Source organism: Flavobacterium sp. CAN_S2 (assembly GCF_015752255.1).
Lineage (GTDB): Bacteria > Bacteroidota > Bacteroidia > Flavobacteriales > Flavobacteriaceae > Flavobacterium.
Genome location: NZ_JADOVA010000003.1, coordinates 398205 through 419947 on the forward strand (window position 1 = coordinate 398205; position 21743 = coordinate 419947).

21 protein-coding genes are annotated in these 21743 nt (G+C 35.1%); 12 read left to right on the forward strand and 9 right to left on the reverse strand.

The window, feature by feature from the left end:
- The first annotated feature begins 154 nt into the window (after positions 1-154).
- The 3 genes from IWX80_RS11610 to IWX80_RS11620 all read left to right on the forward strand — a co-directional run bounded on the left by IWX80_RS11610 (position 155) and on the right by IWX80_RS11620 (position 3443).
- Positions 155-2182: a M3 family metallopeptidase gene (locus IWX80_RS11610; RefSeq protein ID WP_196853565.1), complete on the forward strand. Its 2028-nt coding sequence runs from the start codon at positions 155-157 to the stop codon at positions 2180-2182.
- 89 nt (positions 2183-2271) lie between these two features.
- Positions 2272-2985, forward strand: a complete 714-nt coding sequence (locus IWX80_RS11615; protein WP_196853566.1) for a YqjF family protein — start codon at positions 2272-2274, stop codon at positions 2983-2985.
- Positions 2985-3443, forward strand: a complete 459-nt coding sequence (locus IWX80_RS11620) for an SRPBCC family protein (RefSeq protein ID WP_196853567.1) — start codon at positions 2985-2987, stop codon at positions 3441-3443. Before IWX80_RS11615 ends, IWX80_RS11620 begins: the two co-directional genes overlap by 1 nt.
- Here IWX80_RS11620 and IWX80_RS11625 read toward each other — a convergent pair.
- A complete protein-coding gene (locus IWX80_RS11625) occupies positions 3423-4235 on the reverse strand; it encodes a hypothetical protein (RefSeq protein WP_196853568.1) in 813 nt (270 codons plus the stop codon). The genes IWX80_RS11620 and IWX80_RS11625 overlap by 21 nt on opposite strands.
- A 147-nt stretch (positions 4236-4382) precedes the next feature.
- Between IWX80_RS11625 and gcvP the strand changes: the two genes are divergently transcribed.
- The 6 genes from gcvP (at position 4383) to IWX80_RS11655 (ending at position 11764) form a co-directional block, all read left to right on the forward strand.
- Positions 4383-7232 carry an aminomethyl-transferring glycine dehydrogenase gene (gcvP, locus tag IWX80_RS11630; protein WP_196853569.1) on the forward strand — a complete coding sequence of 950 codons (2850 nt, stop codon included), beginning with the start codon at positions 4383-4385 and terminating at the stop codon, positions 7230-7232.
- Positions 7233-7509: 277 nt separating this feature from the next.
- Positions 7510-8568: a 3-oxoacyl-ACP synthase III family protein gene (locus IWX80_RS11635; RefSeq protein WP_113636755.1), complete on the forward strand. Its 1059-nt coding sequence runs from the start codon at positions 7510-7512 to the stop codon at positions 8566-8568.
- A 235-nt stretch (positions 8569-8803) separates the two neighbouring features.
- Positions 8804-9328, forward strand: coding sequence for a methyltransferase (locus tag IWX80_RS11640; protein WP_196853570.1), 525 nt, complete (start codon positions 8804-8806; stop codon positions 9326-9328).
- Positions 9328-10176 (forward strand): glycosyltransferase family 2 protein, encoded by an 849-nt coding sequence (locus IWX80_RS11645; RefSeq protein WP_196853571.1) that lies wholly within the window; start codon positions 9328-9330, stop codon positions 10174-10176. The genes IWX80_RS11640 and IWX80_RS11645 overlap by 1 nt, the downstream gene beginning before the upstream one ends.
- Positions 10177-10256: 80 nt before the next feature.
- Positions 10257-11006, forward strand: coding sequence for an MlaE family ABC transporter permease (locus IWX80_RS11650; protein ID WP_113636763.1), 750 nt, complete (start codon positions 10257-10259; stop codon positions 11004-11006).
- Positions 11003-11764 carry an ABC transporter ATP-binding protein gene (locus IWX80_RS11655; protein WP_113636765.1) on the forward strand — a complete coding sequence of 254 codons (762 nt, stop codon included), beginning with the start codon at positions 11003-11005 and terminating at the stop codon, positions 11762-11764. The genes IWX80_RS11650 and IWX80_RS11655 overlap by 4 nt, the downstream gene beginning before the upstream one ends.
- Positions 11765-11767: 3 nt before the next feature.
- Here the strand turns inward: IWX80_RS11655 and IWX80_RS11660 are convergent, their stop codons facing one another.
- A complete protein-coding gene (locus IWX80_RS11660; protein WP_113636767.1) occupies positions 11768-12370 on the reverse strand; it encodes a SprT-like domain-containing protein in 603 nt (200 codons plus the stop codon).
- A gap of 12 nt (positions 12371-12382) precedes the next feature.
- Complete coding sequence (locus tag IWX80_RS11665) at positions 12383-13060, reverse strand: SDR family NAD(P)-dependent oxidoreductase (protein WP_196853572.1); 678 nt, start codon at positions 13058-13060, stop codon at positions 12383-12385.
- A 131-nt stretch (positions 13061-13191) separates the two neighbouring features.
- Here IWX80_RS11665 and IWX80_RS11670 point away from each other — a divergent pair, with 131 nt between their 5' ends.
- On the forward strand, positions 13192-13770 hold the full coding sequence (locus IWX80_RS11670; protein WP_196853573.1) for a GNAT family acetyltransferase: 579 nt from the start codon (positions 13192-13194) through the stop codon (positions 13768-13770).
- On the opposite strand, the gene IWX80_RS11675 is transcribed toward IWX80_RS11670, so the two are convergent.
- The 6 genes from IWX80_RS11675 to IWX80_RS11700 all read right to left on the reverse strand — a co-directional run bounded on the left by IWX80_RS11675 (position 13763) and on the right by IWX80_RS11700 (position 19121).
- Positions 13763-14743 carry a M28 family peptidase gene (locus IWX80_RS11675; protein ID WP_196853574.1) on the reverse strand — a complete coding sequence of 327 codons (981 nt, stop codon included), beginning with the start codon at positions 14741-14743 and terminating at the stop codon, positions 13763-13765. The two genes, IWX80_RS11670 and IWX80_RS11675, sit on opposite strands and share 8 nt — an antisense overlap.
- Positions 14744-14761: 18 nt before the next feature.
- Positions 14762-15415: a hypothetical protein gene (locus tag IWX80_RS11680; RefSeq protein ID WP_196853575.1), complete on the reverse strand. Its 654-nt coding sequence runs from the start codon at positions 15413-15415 to the stop codon at positions 14762-14764.
- Between the two features lie 4 nt (positions 15416-15419).
- Complete coding sequence (locus tag IWX80_RS11685; RefSeq protein WP_196853576.1) at positions 15420-16454, reverse strand: D-alanine--D-alanine ligase; 1035 nt, start codon at positions 16452-16454, stop codon at positions 15420-15422.
- 10 nt (positions 16455-16464) lie between these two features.
- Entirely contained in the window at positions 16465-17175 is a 711-nt protein-coding gene (locus tag IWX80_RS11690; RefSeq protein WP_196853577.1) for an NRDE family protein, read from the reverse strand.
- The gene (locus IWX80_RS11695) at positions 17163-17651 is read right to left on the reverse strand and encodes a DinB family protein (protein WP_196853578.1); all 489 of its coding nucleotides are present in this window, start codon (positions 17649-17651) and stop codon (positions 17163-17165) included. The genes IWX80_RS11690 and IWX80_RS11695 overlap by 13 nt, the downstream gene beginning before the upstream one ends.
- Positions 17652-17981: 330 nt before the next feature.
- Positions 17982-19121, reverse strand: coding sequence for an acyl-CoA dehydrogenase family protein (locus tag IWX80_RS11700; protein ID WP_196853579.1), 1140 nt, complete (start codon positions 19119-19121; stop codon positions 17982-17984).
- An 88-nt stretch (positions 19122-19209) separates the two neighbouring features.
- On the opposite strand from IWX80_RS11700, the gene IWX80_RS11705 reads away from it, so the two are divergent.
- Together IWX80_RS11705 and IWX80_RS11710 are read left to right on the forward strand one after the other, a co-directional pair.
- Complete coding sequence (locus IWX80_RS11705; protein WP_196853580.1) at positions 19210-20280, forward strand: anhydro-N-acetylmuramic acid kinase; 1071 nt, start codon at positions 19210-19212, stop codon at positions 20278-20280.
- Between the two features lie 67 nt (positions 20281-20347).
- Positions 20348-21574, forward strand: a complete 1227-nt coding sequence (locus IWX80_RS11710; protein ID WP_196853581.1) for a Glu/Leu/Phe/Val dehydrogenase dimerization domain-containing protein — start codon at positions 20348-20350, stop codon at positions 21572-21574.
- The last annotated feature ends 169 nt before the right edge of the window (positions 21575-21743 follow it).

Here is a 21743-nt window from a genome sequence, read left to right on the forward strand (position 1 = left end):
GCTTTATTACCGCTAAACGAAATAAATAACATTTAAATAACACTTTGGAATCCGCTATTTTGGTCCAAATCAATCCGCTCGACAACAACATTTTTTTTATTAAATCCGTACCTTTGATATCTTTAAACATTGAATTATTTTATCAAAAATACAAATGAGCATCCTAACACACCATTTCAATACAAAATATAATACTGCACCTTTTTCGAAAATTAAAAACGAAGATTTTCTTCCAGCTTTCCAGAGAGGAATCGAATTGGCAAAAGCCGAAATCGATGCAATTGTAAGAAATCCAATAAAACCTACCTTCGAAAACACGATTGAAGCATTAGCATTCAGTGGAGATGTTTTGGATAGAATTTCAAGCATTTTCTTCAATTTGAATTCAGCAGAAACCGATGACGAAATTCAGAAAATCGCTCAGGAAGTTTCGCCTTTATTGTCTGAATTCGGAAACGATGTACGCCTTAATCCGGATTTATTTGCTAGAGTAAAGACGGTTTATGAGCAACGAGAAAAACTGAATCTTAATCCGGAGCAAACCACGCTTTTGGATAAAAAATACAAAAGCTTTTCCAGAAACGGAGCCAATTTGCCGGAGGACAAAAAGATTCAATTGCGAGAAATTGACAAAGAATTATCGAAATTGAGTTTGCAGTTTGGCGAAAATGTTTTGGCGGAAACCCAAGCGTATCAATTGCATATTACCAATGAATCCGATTTAGCCGGTTTACCCGAAGGAACAATAGAAGCCGCTCGCTCTTTGGCTAAAAGCCAAGAAAAAGAAGGTTGGATTTTCACATTGGATTATCCGAGCTATGTACCGTTTGTGACCTACGCTGACAATCGGGAATTGCGCAAGAAAATGGCAATTGCTTTTGGTGCCAAAGGTTTTCAAAATAACGAATTTGACAATCAAGAAATTGTTCTGAAAATTGCAAAATTGCGTTTTGACAGAGCACAGGTTTTAGGTTATGCCACTCACGCTCATTTTGTGCTTGAAGAACGCATGGCAGAAAGTCCGGAAAAAGTAAAAACATTCTCGACTGATTTATTAGAAAAAGCGAAACCGGCAGCTTTGAAAGAATTTGCCCAATTGGCAGCTTTCGCAAAAGAACTTCATGGAATCGAGGAACTTCAGAAATGGGATGGTGCCTATTATTCTGAGAAATTGAAACAGCAATTATTCAACTTGGATGATGAAATATTAAAACCGTATTTTCAATTAGAAAAAGTTCTCGACGGTGCTTTTGCAGTAGCGCAAAAATTATTCGGAATCACTTTCGAAGAAATTTTCGAAGTAGATAAATACCATGAAGAAGTAAAAACATACGCAGTAAAAGATGAAGACGACCAACTAGTTGCTGTTTTTTATGCTGATTTCTTTCCAAGAAAAGGCAAACGCAACGGTGCTTGGATGACGTCTTTTAAATCGCAATACATCAAAAAAGGAAGTAATGAAAGACCACATATTTCAATTGTGTGCAATTTCACAAAACCTACTGAGACGAAACCATCGTTATTAACTTTCAACGAAGTAACGACTTTGTTTCATGAATTTGGTCACGCGTTACATGGAATGTTAGCCAACACAATGTATCCAAGTTTATCAGGAACTTCAGTGTATTGGGATTTTGTGGAATTACCAAGCCAGATTTTAGAAAATTGGTGCTACGAACCGGAAGCGTTGGCTTTGTTCGCGTATCATTATGAAACCGGAGAAATGATTCCGATGGAATTAGTGCATAAAATCAAAGAAAGCGCGAGTTTCCAAGAAGGAATGGCAACCATGCGCCAATTGAGTTTTGGATTATTAGATATGGGATGGCATGCGCAAGATCCTTCCAATATCAAAGACATCAAAGCTTTTGAAACCGAACAATTTGCAGCTACGCAATTGTATCCTGATGTAAAGGAAAATGCAATGAGTACCTCGTTTTCACATATTTTTCAAGGAGGTTATTCTTCGGGATATTACAGTTATAAATGGGCCGAAGTGCTGGATGCAGATGCTTTTGAATATTTCCAGGAATGCGGCATATTTAATAAAGAAGTGGCTACCAAATTCAAGGAAAATGTACTTTCCAAAGGCGGAACAGAGCATCCGATGATTTTGTACAAACGCTTCAGAGGACAGGAACCAAAGCCAGAAGCTTTGTTACGAAGAGCAGGATTACTTTAGAAACATAATTATTGAAAACCCGAAGTACTGACTTCGGGTTTTTTAATAGTCTTTCGATACATCAACAAAAATTTAAACCCAACAAAAAAATGAGTTTCTTAAAAGCCGAATGGAATAATTTAGCAATGATTAATTATGAAGTCAACCCTCAAATTCTACAAAAATATGTTCCTGCAGGAACGGAAATAGATTTCTGGAACGGCAAATGTTATGTTAGTTTTATTGGATTCTTATTCGAGAATGTTTGTGTTTTAGGAATGAAAATACCGTTTCATTCTGATTTTGAAGAGGTAAATCTTCGGTTTTATGTGAGACGTTTTGAAAACGGTGTGTGGAAAAGAGGTGCGGTTTTTATCAGTGAAATTGTTCCAAAATATGCAATTTCATTTGTGGCCAATACCTTTTACAATGAGCATTACCGAACTTTGCCCATGAAACATACGCTAAAAGTAAATGAAAACTCCAGAGAATTTATATACCAATGGAAAGTGAATAATAATTGGAATACTATTAATGTAGAAACCGGTATAAACCCTATTGCAATTGAACCCGATTCTGAAGCTGAGTTTATCACGGAGCATTATTTCGGTTATACCAAAATCAATGAAAACGAATCTTTTGAATACCAAGTTACACACCCCAGATGGCAACAATATGAAGTAACCAAAAACGAATCCGTTATTGATTTCGAAGGAGTTTACGGAGAAGAATTTGCTTTTATCAAGGATTTAAAACCTACTTCTGTATTTCTGTCCATTGGCTCAAAAATCACTATTGAAGACAAACGAAAAATAAAAATTTAATGACCAGAATAAAAATTCGGACTAAAATAAATGCACCAATACAAACTGTTTTTGACATTTCCAGAGATATTGACGTGCATCAAAAATCTGCCAGTCCTACAAAAGAAATTGCTATTGACGGAGTAACTTCAGGATTGATCAATTACAACGAAACGGTAACTTGGCGAGGGAAACATTTTGGTTTTTACCTGACTCACAAAAGTAGAATAACAGCGATGAATCTCTACGATTATTTTGTGGATGAAATGGAAGAAGGAAAATTTAAATCTTTTCGCCATGAACATATTTTCTACGAAAAAAACGGATTAACCGTTATGAAAGACAAAGTGTATTACGAGGTCCCTTATGGTATCTTTGGAGAATTGTTTGATTTGTTGTTTTTGAAAAATCATATGATTAATTTTATTCTCGAAAGAAACAAAGTATTGAAAGCTTTATCAGAAAATGAGAAGCAATAACCACCAAACTATCGGAATGCTTTCTACCCAAAAAGAAGTGTAATATTTTGAACGTTTTTCATTGGCAAAAAGCAGAAATAACCCAATCATCAGCACTAAAATCAAGTTTATTATTAACTGATTTTTATCCAAAACACTTTTAAAAAACTCCAGAAAATAAAACGGATTCAACAATAACAATCCTAATATTTTGGTTCGTTTCACTCCTATTTGTTGGGGTACGGTTTTTAGATGCACATCATCTTTAGCCAAATCAATGATTTCAAAAATGAGCACCAATACAAAAATCAACACAAAGCGTTGCATACATTTTAGATAGAAATCCATGGTTATAGATATGCCCGCATCTAAAATTGGCAATACTAACGTCACTCCAACCCAACACAACGACACGATGTAAATTTTGACACCGGCCCAATTCCTTGCATTTTTTCTGTTTGGAAAAAAGGGAAGTGTATATAATAAGGTAATGCTCAAAAAAATCAATGCAGTTATTTGTGTTACGCGCTCCAGTTTGAAAAAATAATAGCCTACTAAAATAACGGAACACAAACTAAATAGAACAATGGCTTTTAGCTCTTTGCGCATTTGTATTTTTTTGGCTCTAGCCAAAGCATCATATTTCACAAAATTATAGCCTACAATAGTTCCGAAAAAAGCAAAGTTAGCAACTGAGTCATCATCAAGAATGTGGAACATGTAGTGCGTCATTCTAACAAGCGCATAACACGATAAAGCCACGTGAATACTACTGTTTATATATAAATCAAAAATTAGTTTAAAAAACCTCATTAGACAAAATTAATCAAAGTGTTAATAAGAACGGCTTTTAGTTGAAAAATTCACAGAAAATCAAGTTAAAAAAGACAATTAATAGCATATTAATATTTAATTTTACAGCCTTTTAAAACAAGAAACACACAACCCATTTTATATACAATGAAAACAGACGCTTTTGCATTAAGACACATTGGCCCAAGAGAAAATGATCTAGAACACATGTTGAAAACAATTGGAGCAGCAACGCTGGAACAATTGATTCAGGAAACGATTCCGAGTGACATTCGTTTAAAATTTGATCTGGACTTGGAACCTGCAATGACCGAATATGAGTTTGCAAATCACATCCAGAAATTAGGAAATAAAAATAAAGTTTTTCAATCCTACATTGGTTTAGGATACAATGCAGCAATTATCCCTGCGGTAATACAAAGAAATGTTTTTGAAAACCCAGGATGGTACACTGCTTACACACCTTATCAAGCTGAAATTGCACAAGGCCGCTTAGAAGCTATTTTGAATTTCCAAACCATGGTTATCGAATTGACTGGAATGGAAATTGCTAATGCTTCTTTATTAGACGAAGGAACTGCAGCTGCAGAAGCAATGGCGTTACTTTTTGACGTTCGTTCTCGCGATCAAAAGAAAGCTAACGTTTGTAAATTTTTTGTTTCTGAAGAAATATTACCACAAACTTTATCCGTTTTACAAACACGTTCTACGCCAATTGGTGTTGAATTAGTAGTAGGAAACCACGAAGAATTCGATTTTTCGTCAGAATATTTTGGAGCAATCCTTCAATATCCGGGAAAATTTGGACAAGTGCATGATTATACCGCTTTTATCGCAAAAGCAGCTGAAAATGAAATAAAAGTTGCTGTTGCCGCTGATATTTTGAGTCTGGCAAAATTAACTCCTCCCGGAGAAATGGGCGCTGCCGTAGTTTTAGGAACTACACAACGTTTCGGAATTCCATTAGGATATGGTGGACCACACGCTGCTTATTTTGCAACCAAAGATGAGTATAAGAGAAGCATGCCGGGAAGAATCATCGGGGTAACCATTGATACTGACGGAAACCGTGCTTTGCGCATGGCTTTGCAAACACGTGAGCAACACATTAAACGGGATAAAGCGACTTCAAATATTTGTACAGCCCAAGTTTTACTTTCGGTTATGGCAGGAATGTATGCCGTTTATCATGGCCCAAAAGGACTGCAATATATTGCTGACAAAGTACATGCTTCCGCAGCGACATTGGCAAACGCATTAGAAAAATCAGGTTATCAACAAATCAATACTGCTTTCTTTGACACTATCGTTGTTAAGGCTGATGCCAAAAAAGTAAAAGCGATTGCAGAAGAAAACGAAATTAACTTCTATTACGTTGATGAAAATACGATTTCAATTTCCTTGAACGAGACCACTAGCATTGCTGATTTGAATAAAATTATTGCTGTTTTTGCTTCTGCAAATGGGACTCCGCTCACACTGATTGAGACACTATCAGAAACCAATCATTTCCCTGAAAACATCAATAGAACATCAACTTTCTTACAACACGATGTTTTCAACAAATACCATTCAGAAACAGCCTTGATGCGTTACATCAAAATGCTGGAAAGAAAAGATTTAGCGTTGAATCACTCAATGATTTCTCTAGGATCTTGTACGATGAAACTTAATGCAGCTTCAGAAATGTTGCCATTAAGCATGCCGCAATGGAATAACATTCACCCATTTGCGCCGCTGGATCAAGCACAAGGATACCAAGAAATGTTGACTAAGTTAGAACAACAGTTAAATGTAATTACTGGTTTTGCAGGAACGACTTTACAACCTAATTCAGGTGCTCAAGGTGAATATGCAGGATTAATGGTGATTCGTGCATACCACCAATCAAGAGGAGATCATCACAGAAATATTGCTTTAATTCCATCATCAGCACACGGAACAAATCCGGCTTCGGCAGCGATGGCAGGAATGAAAGTTGTAGTTACTAAAACATTAGAAAACGGAAACATCGACGTAGAAGATTTACGTGAAAAAGCACTTTTGCACAAAGACAATCTTTCTTGTTTAATGGTTACCTATCCATCAACTCACGGTGTTTTTGAAAGCGCCATTAAAGAAATCACACAACTAATCCACGATAACGGCGGACAAGTATATATGGATGGTGCGAATATGAATGCACAAGTTGGATTAACAAATCCTGCAACTATTGGTGCTGACGTATGTCACTTAAATTTACACAAAACATTCGCAATTCCTCATGGAGGTGGTGGACCTGGTGTAGGACCAATATGTGTTGCTCCACAATTAGCACCATTTTTACCAACCAACCCTGTAATTCCAACTGGTGGAGAAAACGCGATAACTGCAATTTCAGCTGCTCCTTGGGGTTCTGCATTAGTTTGCTTAATCTCTTACGGATACATTTGTATGCTTGGTGCTGAAGGATTGAAACAGTCTACCGAATATGCTATTTTAAACGCGAACTATATTAAGGAGAAACTAAACGGTCATTATGATACGTTATATTCTGGAGAAATGGGTCGTGCGGCACACGAAATGATTTTAGAATGTCGCCCTTTCAAACAAAAAGGAATTGAAGTAACTGATATTGCAAAACGTTTGATGGATTATGGATTTCATGCTCCAACCGTTTCGTTCCCTGTTGCTGGAACTTTAATGATCGAGCCTACCGAAAGTGAAAACTTAGAAGAGTTAGATCGTTTTTGCGATGCTATGATTGCTATCAGAAAAGAAATTGAAACTGCCACATTAGACAATCCTAATAATGTTTTGAAAAATGCGCCACATACTTTGATGATGGTTACTACTGATAATTGGGTTTTTCCATACACTCGTGAAGCAGCTGCATTTCCATTGGAATATATTGCCGAAAATAAATTCTGGCCAACCGTTCGCAGAGTAGATGAAGCGTATGGTGACAGAAACTTAAATTGTTCCTGCGCTCCAATTGAAGCGTACATGGAAAGCTAAAATACAACTTAAAATGTCTCGAGAAATCGGGACATTTTTTTTACATTAAAAAATCACTCAAAGCAAATTATCATTAAATAGCATTAAAAACTACCGTATTTTCACTTACGAGATTAAAGAAATAAAAATCACATCAAAACTTACAATTCGTAATGAAATAATCAATATTTTTGCCAATAAATTATTATTTCACAATTATATGCACGCATAGTAAATTTTGTGAGTGTAGTAATTTTTTAATGATTAAATTAGCATCAAATTTTGGAAAATTAACGCAATGAAAATAAAAATAGCTGGAATAGGAAGCTGTATTCCTGAGAAAAAAGTAAGTAATACTGACTTTGGCGAACATGTTTTTTTGAATGAAGATGGAACCGCCTTTGGTTATCCTAATGAAGTAGTAATCAAAAAATTTAAGGGCATCACCGGAATCGAACACAGGCGATATGCTGAAGACCATTTAACCTCCTCTGATTTAGCTTTTTTTGCCTCTCAAAAAGCAATAGAAAATGCTGGAATTGATCCGGAAACAATTGATTATATCATCTTTGCACACAATTTTGGAGATGTAAAATACGGCACAAGCCAATCGGATATGATTCCAAGTTTGGCCACTCGCGTCAAACATAAATTACAAATAAAAAATCCAAAATGCGTCGCTTACGATATTCTTTTTGGATGTCCAGGCTGGATTGAAGGCGTACTTCAAGCCAATGCATTCATCAAATCAGGAATGGCAAAACGCTGTTTGGTTATAGGTTCTGAGACTTTATCTAGAGTGGTAGATGCGCATGACAGAGATTCTATGATTTATTCTGATGGCGCAGGTGCTTCTATAATTGAAGCTTCAGATGATGAAAGCGGCATGCTGTCTTATGAAAGTGCAACGTATGCTAATGATGAAGCGAATTATTTATTCTTCGGTAAATCATACAATCCTGATTTAGACCCAGACACTCGTTACATCAAAATGTACGGACGCAAAATCTATGAATTTGCACTAAACAATGTTCCTGCAGCAATGAAAAGTTGTTTAGACAAAAGCGGACTTGGGATTGACGATGTAAAAAAGATTCTTATCCATCAGGCCAACGAGAAAATGGACGAAGCAATAATTCAACGTTTTTACAAATTATACGACAGACCTGTTCCTAAAGACATCATGCCTATGAGCATCCATGAACTGGGAAACAGCAGTGTGGCTACAGTTCCAACCCTTTTTGACTTGCTAATTCGTGGTGAAATCGAAAACCAAGAAATCCATAAAGGCGATGTTATGATTTTTGCTTCCGTTGGAGCAGGAATGAACATCAATGCCTTTGTTTACCGATATTAATCCATTCAGGAATATGTCATTCAGGAGCTATTCCGGCTGTACACTACAATTCCTCACTACAAAACTTGTTTTTCTAAGGTGCAAGAAAGCTTCTTTCAGTCGCTTTTTGCACCTTGAAAAACTACATTTTGAAGCTCCGGGATTTTCATTTCCATCCGGGCTAAAAAACAATGCCCAAAAACACATTTATTACTATATTTGTGCCTTCGTGCCCTAGCGGCAAAATCAAAAAAACATGTACGAAAAAACGTTTCCCAATAAAAGATTCAAACATACTTTAGAATTTCTAAAAAAACACGTCTCGACTTCAGAAACCATATTAGATTTAGGTGTTGAAAACCCTTTTTCAAAAATCATGAAATCCGAAGGATTTTCAGTTAAAAACACTAGCGGAGAAGATTTAGACTTGGATCAATCCGTGTTTTCAAACGAGAAAGAAGATGTAGTAACCGCTTTCGAAATCTTTGAACATTTACTCAATCCCTTCACCATATTAAGCGAAATAAAATCTGATAAACTTTTTATTTCCATTCCATTACGTTTGTGGTTTTCACCAGCTTATCGCAGCAAAACCGATATGTGGGACAGACATTACCATGAATTTGAAGATTGGCAACTAGACTGGCTTTTGGAAAAAACAGGTTGGAAAATAATAGATAGAGAAAAATGGACCAATCCCGTTAAGAAATTTGGAATTCGACCATTGCTGAGAAAGTTCACGCCAAGATATTATATCGTTTACGCCGAAAAAATAAAATAATGAATTACTACATTGTTATTCCGGCGCATAACGAAGAAGCTTTTATAGCTTTAACTTTAGATTCTTTGATTTCGCAAACCGTTTTACCAAAAAAAGTTGTCGTTGTAAATGACAATTCTACGGATAAAACTGCCGAAATCGTTACGTCTTACGCCAACGAAAATCCATTCATCACTTTAGTAAATAAAACGTCTGAAGCGATACATTTGCCGGGAAGCAAAGTTATTCAGGCTTTTCAAAAAGGTTTTGAAACACTAGACGGGAATTATGATGTGATTGTAAAACTGGATGCCGATTTAATTCTACCCAACAATTATTTTGAAACCATCTTAAACATTTTCAACAACGATGCTACGATAGGAATGGCTGGCGGATTCGCTTACATCGAAAAAAACGGCGAATGGATTCTGGAAAATCTAACCGATAAAGACCACATTCGTGGTGCATTCAAAGCGTATAGAAAAGAATGTTTCCAACAAATAGGAAATTTAAAACCGGCTATGGGCTGGGATACCGTGGATGAATTGTTATCAAAATTTAACGGATGGAAAGTGGTTACTGACGCTTCATTAATTGTAAAACATTTGAAACCAACCGGCGCAAACTACAACAAAACAGCCCGATACAAACAAGGCGAAGCATTTTATACTTTAGGTTACGGATTCCTTATTACTTCCATCGCTTCTGCAAAACTGGCGATAATGAAGAAAAAACCGCTGCTTTTTATAGATTATATTAAAGGGTATTGGAAAGCTAAAGCGGCCAAAACTCCTTTGTTAGTAACAACAGAACAAGCAAAATTCATTCGGAAATATCGTTTGAAAAAAATGAAAGAAAAGCTTTTTTAGCCAACAAAATCAAAAAACTGCTGAAGCAAAAGGGATAACTCCTAACATTTTTTGTAATTTAGCCCATATTCGCAAAACTTATGATGCTCATTCGCTATATAACGCAAATAGGAAGATACTTCTTAATGCTGAAAGAAATTTTCAATAAACAGACAAAATGGTCTGTGATGAAAAATCTAATTTTTAAAGAAATTGATGATTTAGTTATCGGTTCACTAGGCATTGTTGCCTTCATTTCCTTCTTCGTTGGAGGAGTAGTTGCTATTCAAACAGCCTTAAATCTTACTAATCCTTTAATTCCAAAATACCTTATCGGTTTCGCAACACGACAATCCGTAATATTAGAATTTGCACCTACTTTTATTTCAGTGATTATGGCTGGAAAAATGGGTTCATTTATTACGTCAAGCATCGGAACAATGCGCGTTACAGAACAAATTGACGCACTGGAAGTGATGGGAGTAAACTCATTGAATTACCTTGTTTTCCCTAAAATAATTGCTTTGCTATTGTATCCTTTTCTAATAGGAATTGCCATGTTTCTGGGCGTTCTAGGCGGGTGGATGGCAGGTGTTTATGGTGGATTTATCTCTAGCGCTGAATTTATAAATGGAACCCAGATGGATTTTATCCCATTTCATATTGCTTACGCTTTTATCAAAACATTAATTTTCGCGATGTTATTAGCAACTATTCCTTCTTTTCACGGGTATTATATGAAAGGCGGCGCTCTAGAAGTTGGTAAGGCAAGTACCGTTTCCTTTGTTTGGACATCGGTTTCCATAATACTTTTCAATTATATATTAACGCAGTTGTTACTCGGATCATGATAGAAGTAAAAAACATAGAAAAATCATTTAACGGAAATAAAATTCTTAAAGGCATTTCGACGGTTTTTGAAACCGGAAAGACAAATTTAATTATTGGACAAAGTGGATCTGGAAAAACGGTTTTACTTAAAAGTCTTTTGGGCATTCATACTCCAGAATCCGGGACTATTTCATTTGATGGCCGAATTTACTCCGAATTAAATCCGGATGAAAAACGAGAATTACGAACTGAAATTGGAATGGTTTTTCAAGGAAGTGCTTTGTTTGACTCGATGACTGTTGCTGAAAATGTTGGTTTTCCGTTGCGAATGTTCACCAAAGACAATAATAAAAAAATTCAAGAGCGTGTAGACTTTGTATTAAAAAGAGTCGCTCTAACGGATGCGCACAAAAAATTACCCTCTGAAATTTCAGGAGGAATGCAAAAACGCGTAGCGATTGCTCGCGCAATTGTAAACAATCCAAAATACCTGTTTTGCGATGAACCAAACTCTGGTTTAGATCCAAATACAGCTATTTTGATTGATAATCTTATCAAAGAAATTACCGAAGAATACAATATTACAACGGTTATAAATACCCATGATATGAACTCGGTAATGGAAATTGGAGAGAAAATTCTATTCCTAAAAGATGGTTTGAAAGCCTGGGAAGGAAACAAAGATGAGATTTTCAGAACCGATAATGAAGCTGTTGTCGCCTTTGTTTATTCTTCAAATTTATTTAAAAAAGTACGAGAAGCGTATTTAAAAGAGTAAAAACTAACTGGATTTCAACAACTCCACCTCAGCATTTGGATTAAAAAGATAAGTCTTTCCAGAACTCATTTCGAGACATTCAAAACGCTTTGTTCTGATAGCTATTTTCTTGAAAATCTTTCCGTTTTGGATTCGGAAAACACTCCCGTACGGAATTTCGAATACATAGTTTTTATCATTTTGCTGGTCAAATTGTTTCAGTGCTAAAGCCAAAGTAGCATCTGTATCGCTGCTAGCCGTTGGATTTTTGAAATGTCTCGCCAACAACGGCAATAAATGATTCGGGAAAATTTCTGGTCGAATATAAGGAATCATCAACCGTTGAAAAGAATATTTCCACTCATTTCCATGCGGTTTAATGTTTCTACCGAATTTTTCAAACGCAACCAAATGAGAAATTTCATGAATCAAGGTAATCAAGAACTTGTATTTATTCAGATTTGAATTCACCGTGATTTCATGCTTCCCATTCAACCCTTTTCGATAATCACCATGACGCGTTTGCCTTTCGTTAACAATCTTAAGATGCACTTGATTGGCAACAATAAGTTCGAAAACGGGTTTTACCGCATGCTCTGGAATGTATCTGGCTAAGGTTTCGCTCAAAACAGTTATGAATTATGGATTCGTAGAAGAAACTTGCAACACTTTACCATTGAAAAATTTATTTCCGGTCAAAGTGAAATCATAAATATATTTAGCCATTTCACCCGCTGATATTGGCGCTTTATAGCCTGGAAAAGCTTCAGCCAACATTTCAGTTTGAACAGAACCCAAAGCTAAAACATTGAACGAAATTCCACGCTCTTTGTATTCTTCTGCTAATAATTCTGATAATGTAATAACAGCTCCTTTACTCGAACTATAGGCAGCCAATCCAGCAAACTTTAAACTACCCTGAATGCCGCCCATAGAACTAATCGTTACCACATGGCTTCCTTTTTGTAAATAAGGCAGACAAATTCGAGTCAAATTAGCTACTCCAAAAACATTTACTTTATAGATATTTTCAAAATCTTCCTGAGTCGTTTCTGAAAAGGGCTTCAGCAATAAACTTCCTGCATTATGAATGACTGCATCTATTTGTTTCCAAGACTTAGAAAGGAAATCAGATACTTTCACTAATTCGGATTCAGTGGATAAATCAACTGAAAGACACGTGATATTTTCGTTCCCCAACAAAGCATGAGGAATTTTTCTCGAAATAGCTAACACTTGATGTCCCGCATTGGCAAATTGCAATGCCAACTCAAATCCTATTCCCCTACTCGTTCCTGTGATGATAATATTTTTCATGTAGCAAAAATAAACAAAAACAGTAAAAAAATAATACTTTATACAAAGGATTGTTGATGTAATAAAAATTAAAAATTCCTATAATTTTACTTATTTTTGGTAAACCAAACTAACATCAGATTTTAAAAAAAATGATAGACAGTATACAATTCGAAACTGCAAAAATGAATGACATTGATGGCGTATTGGCATTACAGGAATTGTATCTTGTAGCTAATTTATCCGAAGAAGAAAAAGCTTCCGGGTTTGTTACCACGCCATTTACGACTCAACAACTAACCGAAGTAATTCAGAAAGAAGAACTATTTATTGCGAAAGACAATGACAAAATCATTGCTTATATTTTCGCGGGAAGTTGGGATTTCTTCAAACAGTGGCCTATTTTCAATTACATGGGTTCATTGTTTCCGAAACTTACTTTTTTAGATTTTGACATCACCACGACCAATAGTTTTCAATACGGCCCCATATGCATTCACAAAGATTATAGAGGAAAGGGATTGATAACCCCACTTTTTGAGTTCATGAGAAAACACGTTGTTAAAAAATACCCATTGGCTTTGACCTTTATTAACAAAACTAATATTCCATCTGCGAAAGCGCATACCCAAAAACTAAAATGGACCATTATTGGGGATTTTCAATTCAACAATAATGAATACTTCATTTTGGCGTATGACATGAATCAGGCTTTTTCTAAAACTATTTAAGCATTATTATTTCTCGTGTTGGCGTATTTGCCATTTGGGTTACAGCAGGTAATAATTCCTGAATAAAAGAAGTCATGTGCGGAATATCCATCGCTTTGAAATCATCAGAAACATGATGGTAGAATTCAAAATTTTCAAAATCAAACGTACTCACGGATTGACAAGGCACTTTGAAAACATTATAAAAGGAGTAATTATCTGATCTATAAAACAATTGAAATTCGGCTTCTTTTGGAAGAAAACCGATTGTATTTTTCCCTGTATATTCATTGATTTTACCCGCCATATTGGATTTATCAAAACCAGTAATATAAGCTAAATAATCTCTTTTCATTGGCACACCAATCATTTCAATATTAAACTGAGTGTACAATTTAAAATCTTGTGCTTTCAGCTTTTTAGCTAAGTGTTTAGAACCTAACAAACCTTTTTCTTCTCCAGCAAAAAATACAAAAAGAATGCTGCGTTTATTGTTTTTAGCGATGCTAAAATATTTAGCCATTTCAGCAACCGCAGTTGTTCCCGACGCATCATCATTGGCTCCATTGTTTATGAAATCACCGTTTACCCCTTTTTTCTCCAAGCCAATATGATCGTAATGCGCGCTTAGCATTATAAATTCATTTTTAAGAACTGGGTCATTTCCTTCAACAACGCCTACAATATTAAAAGCTGTTCCCTTAAAAGTTGATAACGTATCGCGATACGATTTGAAATACGGTTTCACATTATTATCCTTGAAAATTTGTTCTAAATAATCAGCAGCTTTTACCATTCCTGCTTTTCCGGTTTCACGTCCTTCGAGTTCATCCGAAGCTAAATATTTCAATAATTCGGCAACATTATTTTCTTCCACTTTATATTCAATATCAACTGTTTTTAATTGCGCCTCACTAGCTGTTTGGGCAATGATAACTTGAGTTGACAGACAACCGAAGAAAACTAAAGAAAGAGACAGGAATACTTTTTTCATGATATTGAGATTTCTATTTTATAATATGGCTTTATTTCGATAATATTTCTTGTAGACTTTAACCATTTGAACAAAAGCTAAAACCACAAAAAATGACGGAATTATTACGGGCATTACATATTTAGAAAAACTGGTTGTGTTTTGAGATAAGGTGTTTAACACCAAAACCAAAGTTAACATCCCAAAAAATGTACCTATCAAAGTCCCTGAAACATAATACAGTTTTAGCTTTTTTACAATGGAAATATAATTCCCATTCATCAAATAAAGATTCCAACCGGTCCAAAACGGCAATTGAAGAAAATTGATACAATTCAAAAACACTCCGATAAGGAAAGGAGAATACATTGCATATTTCTCTAAAATTCCTTGTTCTTCCATTGTTTGATTGGAATTAGCATAAAAAGAATACCCTAAAATCAACAGAAATAAAACGGCAAAAAAATCAATAATCTTCATTAATTTTTTATTATTGACTAATTGCTTTGCGAAAATCAAAGTGAAATAAATTACAAACATCTCCACGAAAATCACTCCTAATAAAAAGAAAATCAAGCTGTTCATTCCTAGCTTTGAATAGATTTCAAAACCTACAACATTCAAATATCCCAACGGTATCGAACCGATAAAGCTCACTAAAAAACCAACAAAAATGTTTTTTAATGCCTTCATAATTTTAGAAATTTACAATTCTATTGCTTTGTTCCAGATGCATTCTGTATTCTTTCATACCCTCTTTATGCAGTAAATACGGAGCACCATTTTTATGGTTTGCCACACTTATTTCATACATATAGGTAATGTGACGCGCGAGTTCTTTCCATGCAAAAAGCAAAGAATGTTTTGGGTCATAAATGTGTGTGGGCTCGCTTGCAGCACCATTCAATTCCACAACTGAAAAGTGTATTCCTTGTTCCAATTCTTCAATTGTACGGTACATCACATCCAATCTGCCAAAATAGAAACCTGGAATTTGCAGACACATTTCGTTTATTGTTTCCGTCAATTTTGGTGTTATCCAATGACTTCCATCAATGAATTTTGCGCCTCTTGCATGATTCCCATAAGGCACCAAATTCAATTTTTCTCCTTTTGGAAGAATATCAAGTAGTTTTTTTCCGTATTCCTGTTTCAAAACCTTTAATTGCAATTCGTATCGAGGATTTTCTTTAATTAATTCTTCTACGGTAGAGAATCCGTTTCCGGTAATAATCAGAAATTCTTTAGAAACTATTCCTGTAATTCTACCTGCTTTTTCATGAGGATAACGCACATAAAATATCCCAACTTCATTCTCGTACGGAATTAAATCCTGCACTACATAATCGAAATTTGCTTTTTGGGCATATTCTTTTAAGTCATGAACGGTATTAATTTTTTTGACCCCAGATCCTCGCAGTCCAATATCTGGTTTTGCAATCAAAGGATATTTTATTTTTGATAGTTGAATAGTATTCAAAATTTCTTCAAGAGCGGTTCCTTCTTTTATTAATTCCGTTTTTGGGTAATAGTGTTGTGGAATCAAATCGTAAATTTCTTTTTTGGATTCCATCATAAAACCGCCATTTTTTATGGTTGGATTAGAAGCATTAAAGAAAAAAATAGATTTTGCCTTGATGGAATAATAGGACCAAAGAAAATAAATTGGAATGTAAACAATCTGGAAAGGCCAGTACTCCCAGTGCGTAATTTTATGAAAAAATAGTTTCAAATTAAGTCCTTTAAACGGTGATAAATGAGGTCGAAAAATCCTGTTGGGCAATCAAATCGTAATGCAATATAGCTACTTTATTTTTTTCAATAACCGCTTGTGTGATACTTAAGGTTTTCATTTCGTCATTTCTATTGATAACCAGACCGTTTTCATCATTTTCTTCCTCGGTGTAGCGATGAAAATCGTGCATTTTTGATTCAGAAATTTCAGGATTTTGATTCATAAAATCATGAAACCAATTGGCTCGTTTTTCACGAATCGATGATGTATACAATGTTGATGAAGACCAAATATGATTTTGATGAATGTCCAAAGATGTCGTTTCTTTCTCTTTTCCGTTCCAGCGCAATTGAAAAAGAGCATTATTTTGAAATAAAACTAACGTAAAAGGCTCTATGTTGTCCAAATCAATTTCGTTCCAGAAATCCTTTGGCGATAAGCTGCTGATTATGTCTAAAACAATCAGGCCACGGCTTTTTCGATACGGAAGCTGTACTTCATGCTTTTCATCGGCACCATTTAAAAGCACCAAAATTACTCCGTCCGCATTGGCCACAAACCACGTTCCTCCTGCTTTTGGATCCTTTGGAAAAATAAGATTCTTTCCATTTACGGTGTAACTTCTTGGTGGTATTGCACTCGGTCTTACTGTTTTTTCATCCCGATTTGAAGTAATGATAATTTTATCATTCGTTTTAACAAAACTTACTGTGCACATTGATTTCTATATTCTATGGTAGATCGGGCAACGCCAAAATTAGGATCAATAGTCACTGTTTCACATTGTAAAATAGCCACTTTTATAAGTGCTTGATGGTGAATGCAATGTTCTAGATTATACAGTAGTTCTCTGAAATAGTTGCTTTCAATTCGGATTTCCTCTCCGTCAATGATTTGTAACAACTCGATATTTTTATTTTCTTTATCTAAATTTTGTTGAATCAAGACGATGTTTTCAATAGCAAAAGCAGTATCCGTTTGAATGAGAGTATTACGTTCTCTTTTATCATAATTCACAATACCTAAATCATATTGATTTTCTAAGCACTGAAACATTTCAATAATATGCCTTGTATGCTCCCCAATAGTTGCATTACTTAATTCCGCACAAGAATTTGAATATTCTTTTTGCGACAATTGATTTAACAGATCAATCAGTTCATTTAAACTATTATTAATAGAAGGTAGTAGCATATTTACGTTTTAATTCAACAAATTCATTAATCTAGTTCTCTGCTTTACAACTAAAATAAGACAACAAAGAAAGGTAATTAGTGCCAAAATAAAAAGTGTCACATCATCATTTTTCACATCATTGCAAAGCACGAACAGGTCAGCAAAAATCGCACCAACCATACTGCCGCAACCCATTATAGCAACAAATAACGAAACTCTTGGAATTAAAACCAAAATTACTGTAACTGCGGATACCTCTTGATTCCCTCATTTCAGTAAATGTATTAAAAAAACGAAACCCTTTCCAACCGAAATTAGAAAGGGCATAAACAACTATTTTTGTTTTATTTACGAAACCAATCCTCTAGAAATTACAATTCGTTGTATTTCAGAAGTACCTTCATAAATTTGAGTAATTTTAGAATCACGCATCATACGTTCCACATGATATTCAGCAACATAACCGTTTCCACCGTGAATTTGTACGGCTTCATTGGCCACTTCTAAAGCGATTTCTGAGGCGTATAATTTTGCCATGGCACCAGAATGCGCGATATCCTTACCTTCATCTTTTTCGCAAGCGGCCTTCATTACCAATAATTTTGCAGCAGTAACTTTTACATACATATCAGCCAGTTTGAAAGCAATTGCCTGATGATTGAAAATTTCTTTCCCAAATGCTTTTCTCTCATGCGAATATTTCAAAGCGATTTCATATGCACCTGTCGCAATTCCTAACGCTTGTGATGCTATTCCAATTCTTCCGCCGTTTAAAACATTCATTGCAAAAGCAAATCCAAATCCATCTTCACCAATTCTATTTTCTTTAGGAACTTTCACATCGGTGAACATTAAAGAATGCGTATCGCTTCCACGAATTCCCATTTTTCTTTCTTTTGGTCCAATATCAAATCCAGCCCAACCTTTCTCAACAATAAAAGCATTGATTCCTTTGTGTCCTTTTTCAATATCTGTTTGAGCAATAACTAAATAAGTGGATGCAGTTGATCCGTTAGTAATCCAGTTTTTTGTACCATTTAATAAATAATGATCGCCTTTATCTATCGCTGTAGTTTTTTGCGAAGTCGCATCACTTCCCGCTTCCGGCTCTGACAAGCAAAAAGCACCAATCACTTCTCCTTTTGCAAGTGGCACTAAATATTTCATTTTTTGCTCTTCACTGCAATATTTTTCAAGACCTGCACAAACCAAAGAGTTGTTTACAGACATTATTACAGCAGCAGAAGCATCAACTTTTGCAATTTCAGTCATTGCTAAAACATAGGAAATACTATCCAAACCAGATCCACCATATTTAGGATCGACCATCATTCCCATAAAACCTAAATCGGCCATCATTTTCACTTGCTCCGTTGGAAATTTTGAATGTTCATCACGTTCAATAACACCCGGTAATAATTCTGCTACAGCAAAATCTTTAGCGGCTTGCTGAATCATTAAATGTTCTTCAGTTAGATTAAAATCCATATTTTTATTGTAAATTAAATGTTCTTAAATTTGTGCTCAAAAGTAATTATTAAATATCAGATTTCAAACGATTTCGTAAATTTAGCCTATGTTTAAAGAAAAGTACACTACAATAGGAGTCATGTCAGGAACTTCGCTGGACGGCGTAGATTTGGCATACATTGTTTTTACTGTAAAAAATAATAAATGGGAATTTGAAATCCTGGAGTCTGAAACTATTTCTTACCCAAATGATTGGTTAAACAAATTAAAAATAGCCATTGATTATTCCGAAGCGCAACTTGAAAAACTCAATCAAGATTACACACAACTTCTGGCTACAATTATTTCAAGTTTTATTAAAAAATTCGACATAAAAAACCTCGATGCCGTTTGTTCCCATGGCCATACTATTTTACACCAACCCCAAAACGGATTCACGCTTCAAATTGGTAATTTGTCAAAAATTTCGACTTTAATTAACCAAACAGTAGTTTGTGATTTTAGGGTTCAGGATGTAAAATTTGGCGGTCAAGGCGCACCTTTAGTTCCTATTGGCGACCGAATTTTATTTTCTGAATATGATTATTGCATGAATTTAGGTGGTTTTTCGAATGTATCTTTTGAACAAAATAAAGAGCGAAAAGCGTTTGATATTTCGGCTGTAAATACCGTTTTGAATTTTTACGCCAATCAACTGGGATTCGATTATGATGATAGAGGCAACATTTCAAAAACTGGAATTTGTAATTTCGATTTGTTAAATGAATTAAATGCTTTGGATTTTTACCAAAAAAAATATCCTAAATCATTGGGTTTTGAATTTGTCAAAGAAACTATTTTGCCCCTAATCGAAAGCTACACAATTCCCATTGAAGATAAATTGAACACTTTTACGGAACACGTAGCGTTACAAATTGCTTTGGCTTTGCCCAATAAAAACGGAAGCCTTTTTATAACTGGCGGTGGCGCTTACAATGATTTTCTTATCGAGAGAATTCAGTACCGTTTACCGGAAATGAAAATTATAATTCCGCCTGCAAAGATTCTGGAATTCAAAGAAGCATTGATTTTTGCATTACTTGGAGTTTTAAAATTACGTGGAGAAATCAATATTTTAAGCAGCGTTACAGGTGCAAAAAAAGATCACAGCTCTGGAATGATTTATTCTCCAAAATAAAATTAAAAATACATATTTCACATTATTCTATTTTTTATATTTGCCAAAATTAAACATATCGCAACAAATGAAAGATTTATTAAAGAAATTCGAAAATAAAGAACCTGAGATAGTTTTCCATTGGAAAGATGCTGAAACGGAAGCTGAAGGATGGACAGTCATCAATTCGCTACGTGGTGGTGCTGCCGGTGGTGGAACTCGTATGAGAAAAGGGTTGGATATGAATGAAGTTTTGTCCTTGGCAAAAACCATGGAAGTGAAATTTTCGGTTTCTGGACCTGCTATTGGCGGAGCTAAATCTGGAATTAATTTTGACCCGAATGATCCAAGAAAAAAAGGCGTTTTACAACGTTGGTATAAAGCCGTTTCTCCCTTATTGAAAAGTTACTACGGAACGGGTGGAGATTTAAATGTAGATGAAATTCACGAAGTGATTCCAATGACGGAAGAATGTGGTGTTTGGCATCCGCAAGAAGGCGTTTTCAATGGTCACTTCAAACCTACTGAAGCAGACAAGATTAACAGAATTGGACAATTGCGTCAAGGTGTGGTGAAAGTGATTGAAAACCCAAAATTCTCACCAGATGTTTCCAGAAAATACACCGTTGCCGATATGATTACCGGTTACGGAGTTGCCGAAGCTGTTCGTAATTATTACACCATTTATGGCGGAGATGTAAAAGGAAAAAAAGCAATCGTACAAGGTTTTGGAAATGTAGGATCTGCTGCTGCTTTTTACTTAGCCGAAATGGGCGCTAAAGTAATTGGTATTATTGATAGAGATGGCGGATTAATCAATGAAGAAGGATTCACTTTCGAAGAAATAAGAGCTTTATTTCTTGCCAAAGACGGAAATAAACTAGTTGCCGAGAACATGATTCCTTTTGAAGAAATCAATCAAAAAATATGGACCATCGGTGCTGAAATATTCACTCCGTGTGCCGCTTCCCGATTAGTAACTCAATCTCAAATTGACAGCTTGATTGCGAATGGTCTTGAGGTAATTTCTTGTGGTGCGAATGTTCCTTTTGCTGATAAAGAAATATTTTTCGGTCCAATTATGGAAGATGTCGACCACAAAGTAAGTTTGATTCCTGACTTTATTTCTAACTGCGGTATGGCAAGAGTTTTTGCTTACTTTATGGAAAAGAAAGTACAAATGACGGATGAAGCTATCTTTCAAGACACTTCCGAAATCATCAAAAAAGCTATTGAAAAAGCACATGCTTTAAACCCAAGTAAAACAAATATTAGTGCAACTGCTTTCGAAATTGCATTAAAGCAGCTTACTTAAAATAAAATAGTATTTATAACTATTTACCGGAACTGGGATTAAGCAGATTTTAAAATCTATTTAATCCCTTTTCTCATTTTTAGTTTTAAGCCAAAAAGCAATATTATTTATATTCCGGCAGTCGCTTTTTACTCTTGACAATTTTTAGTACTTTTCAACGTTTTTAGTA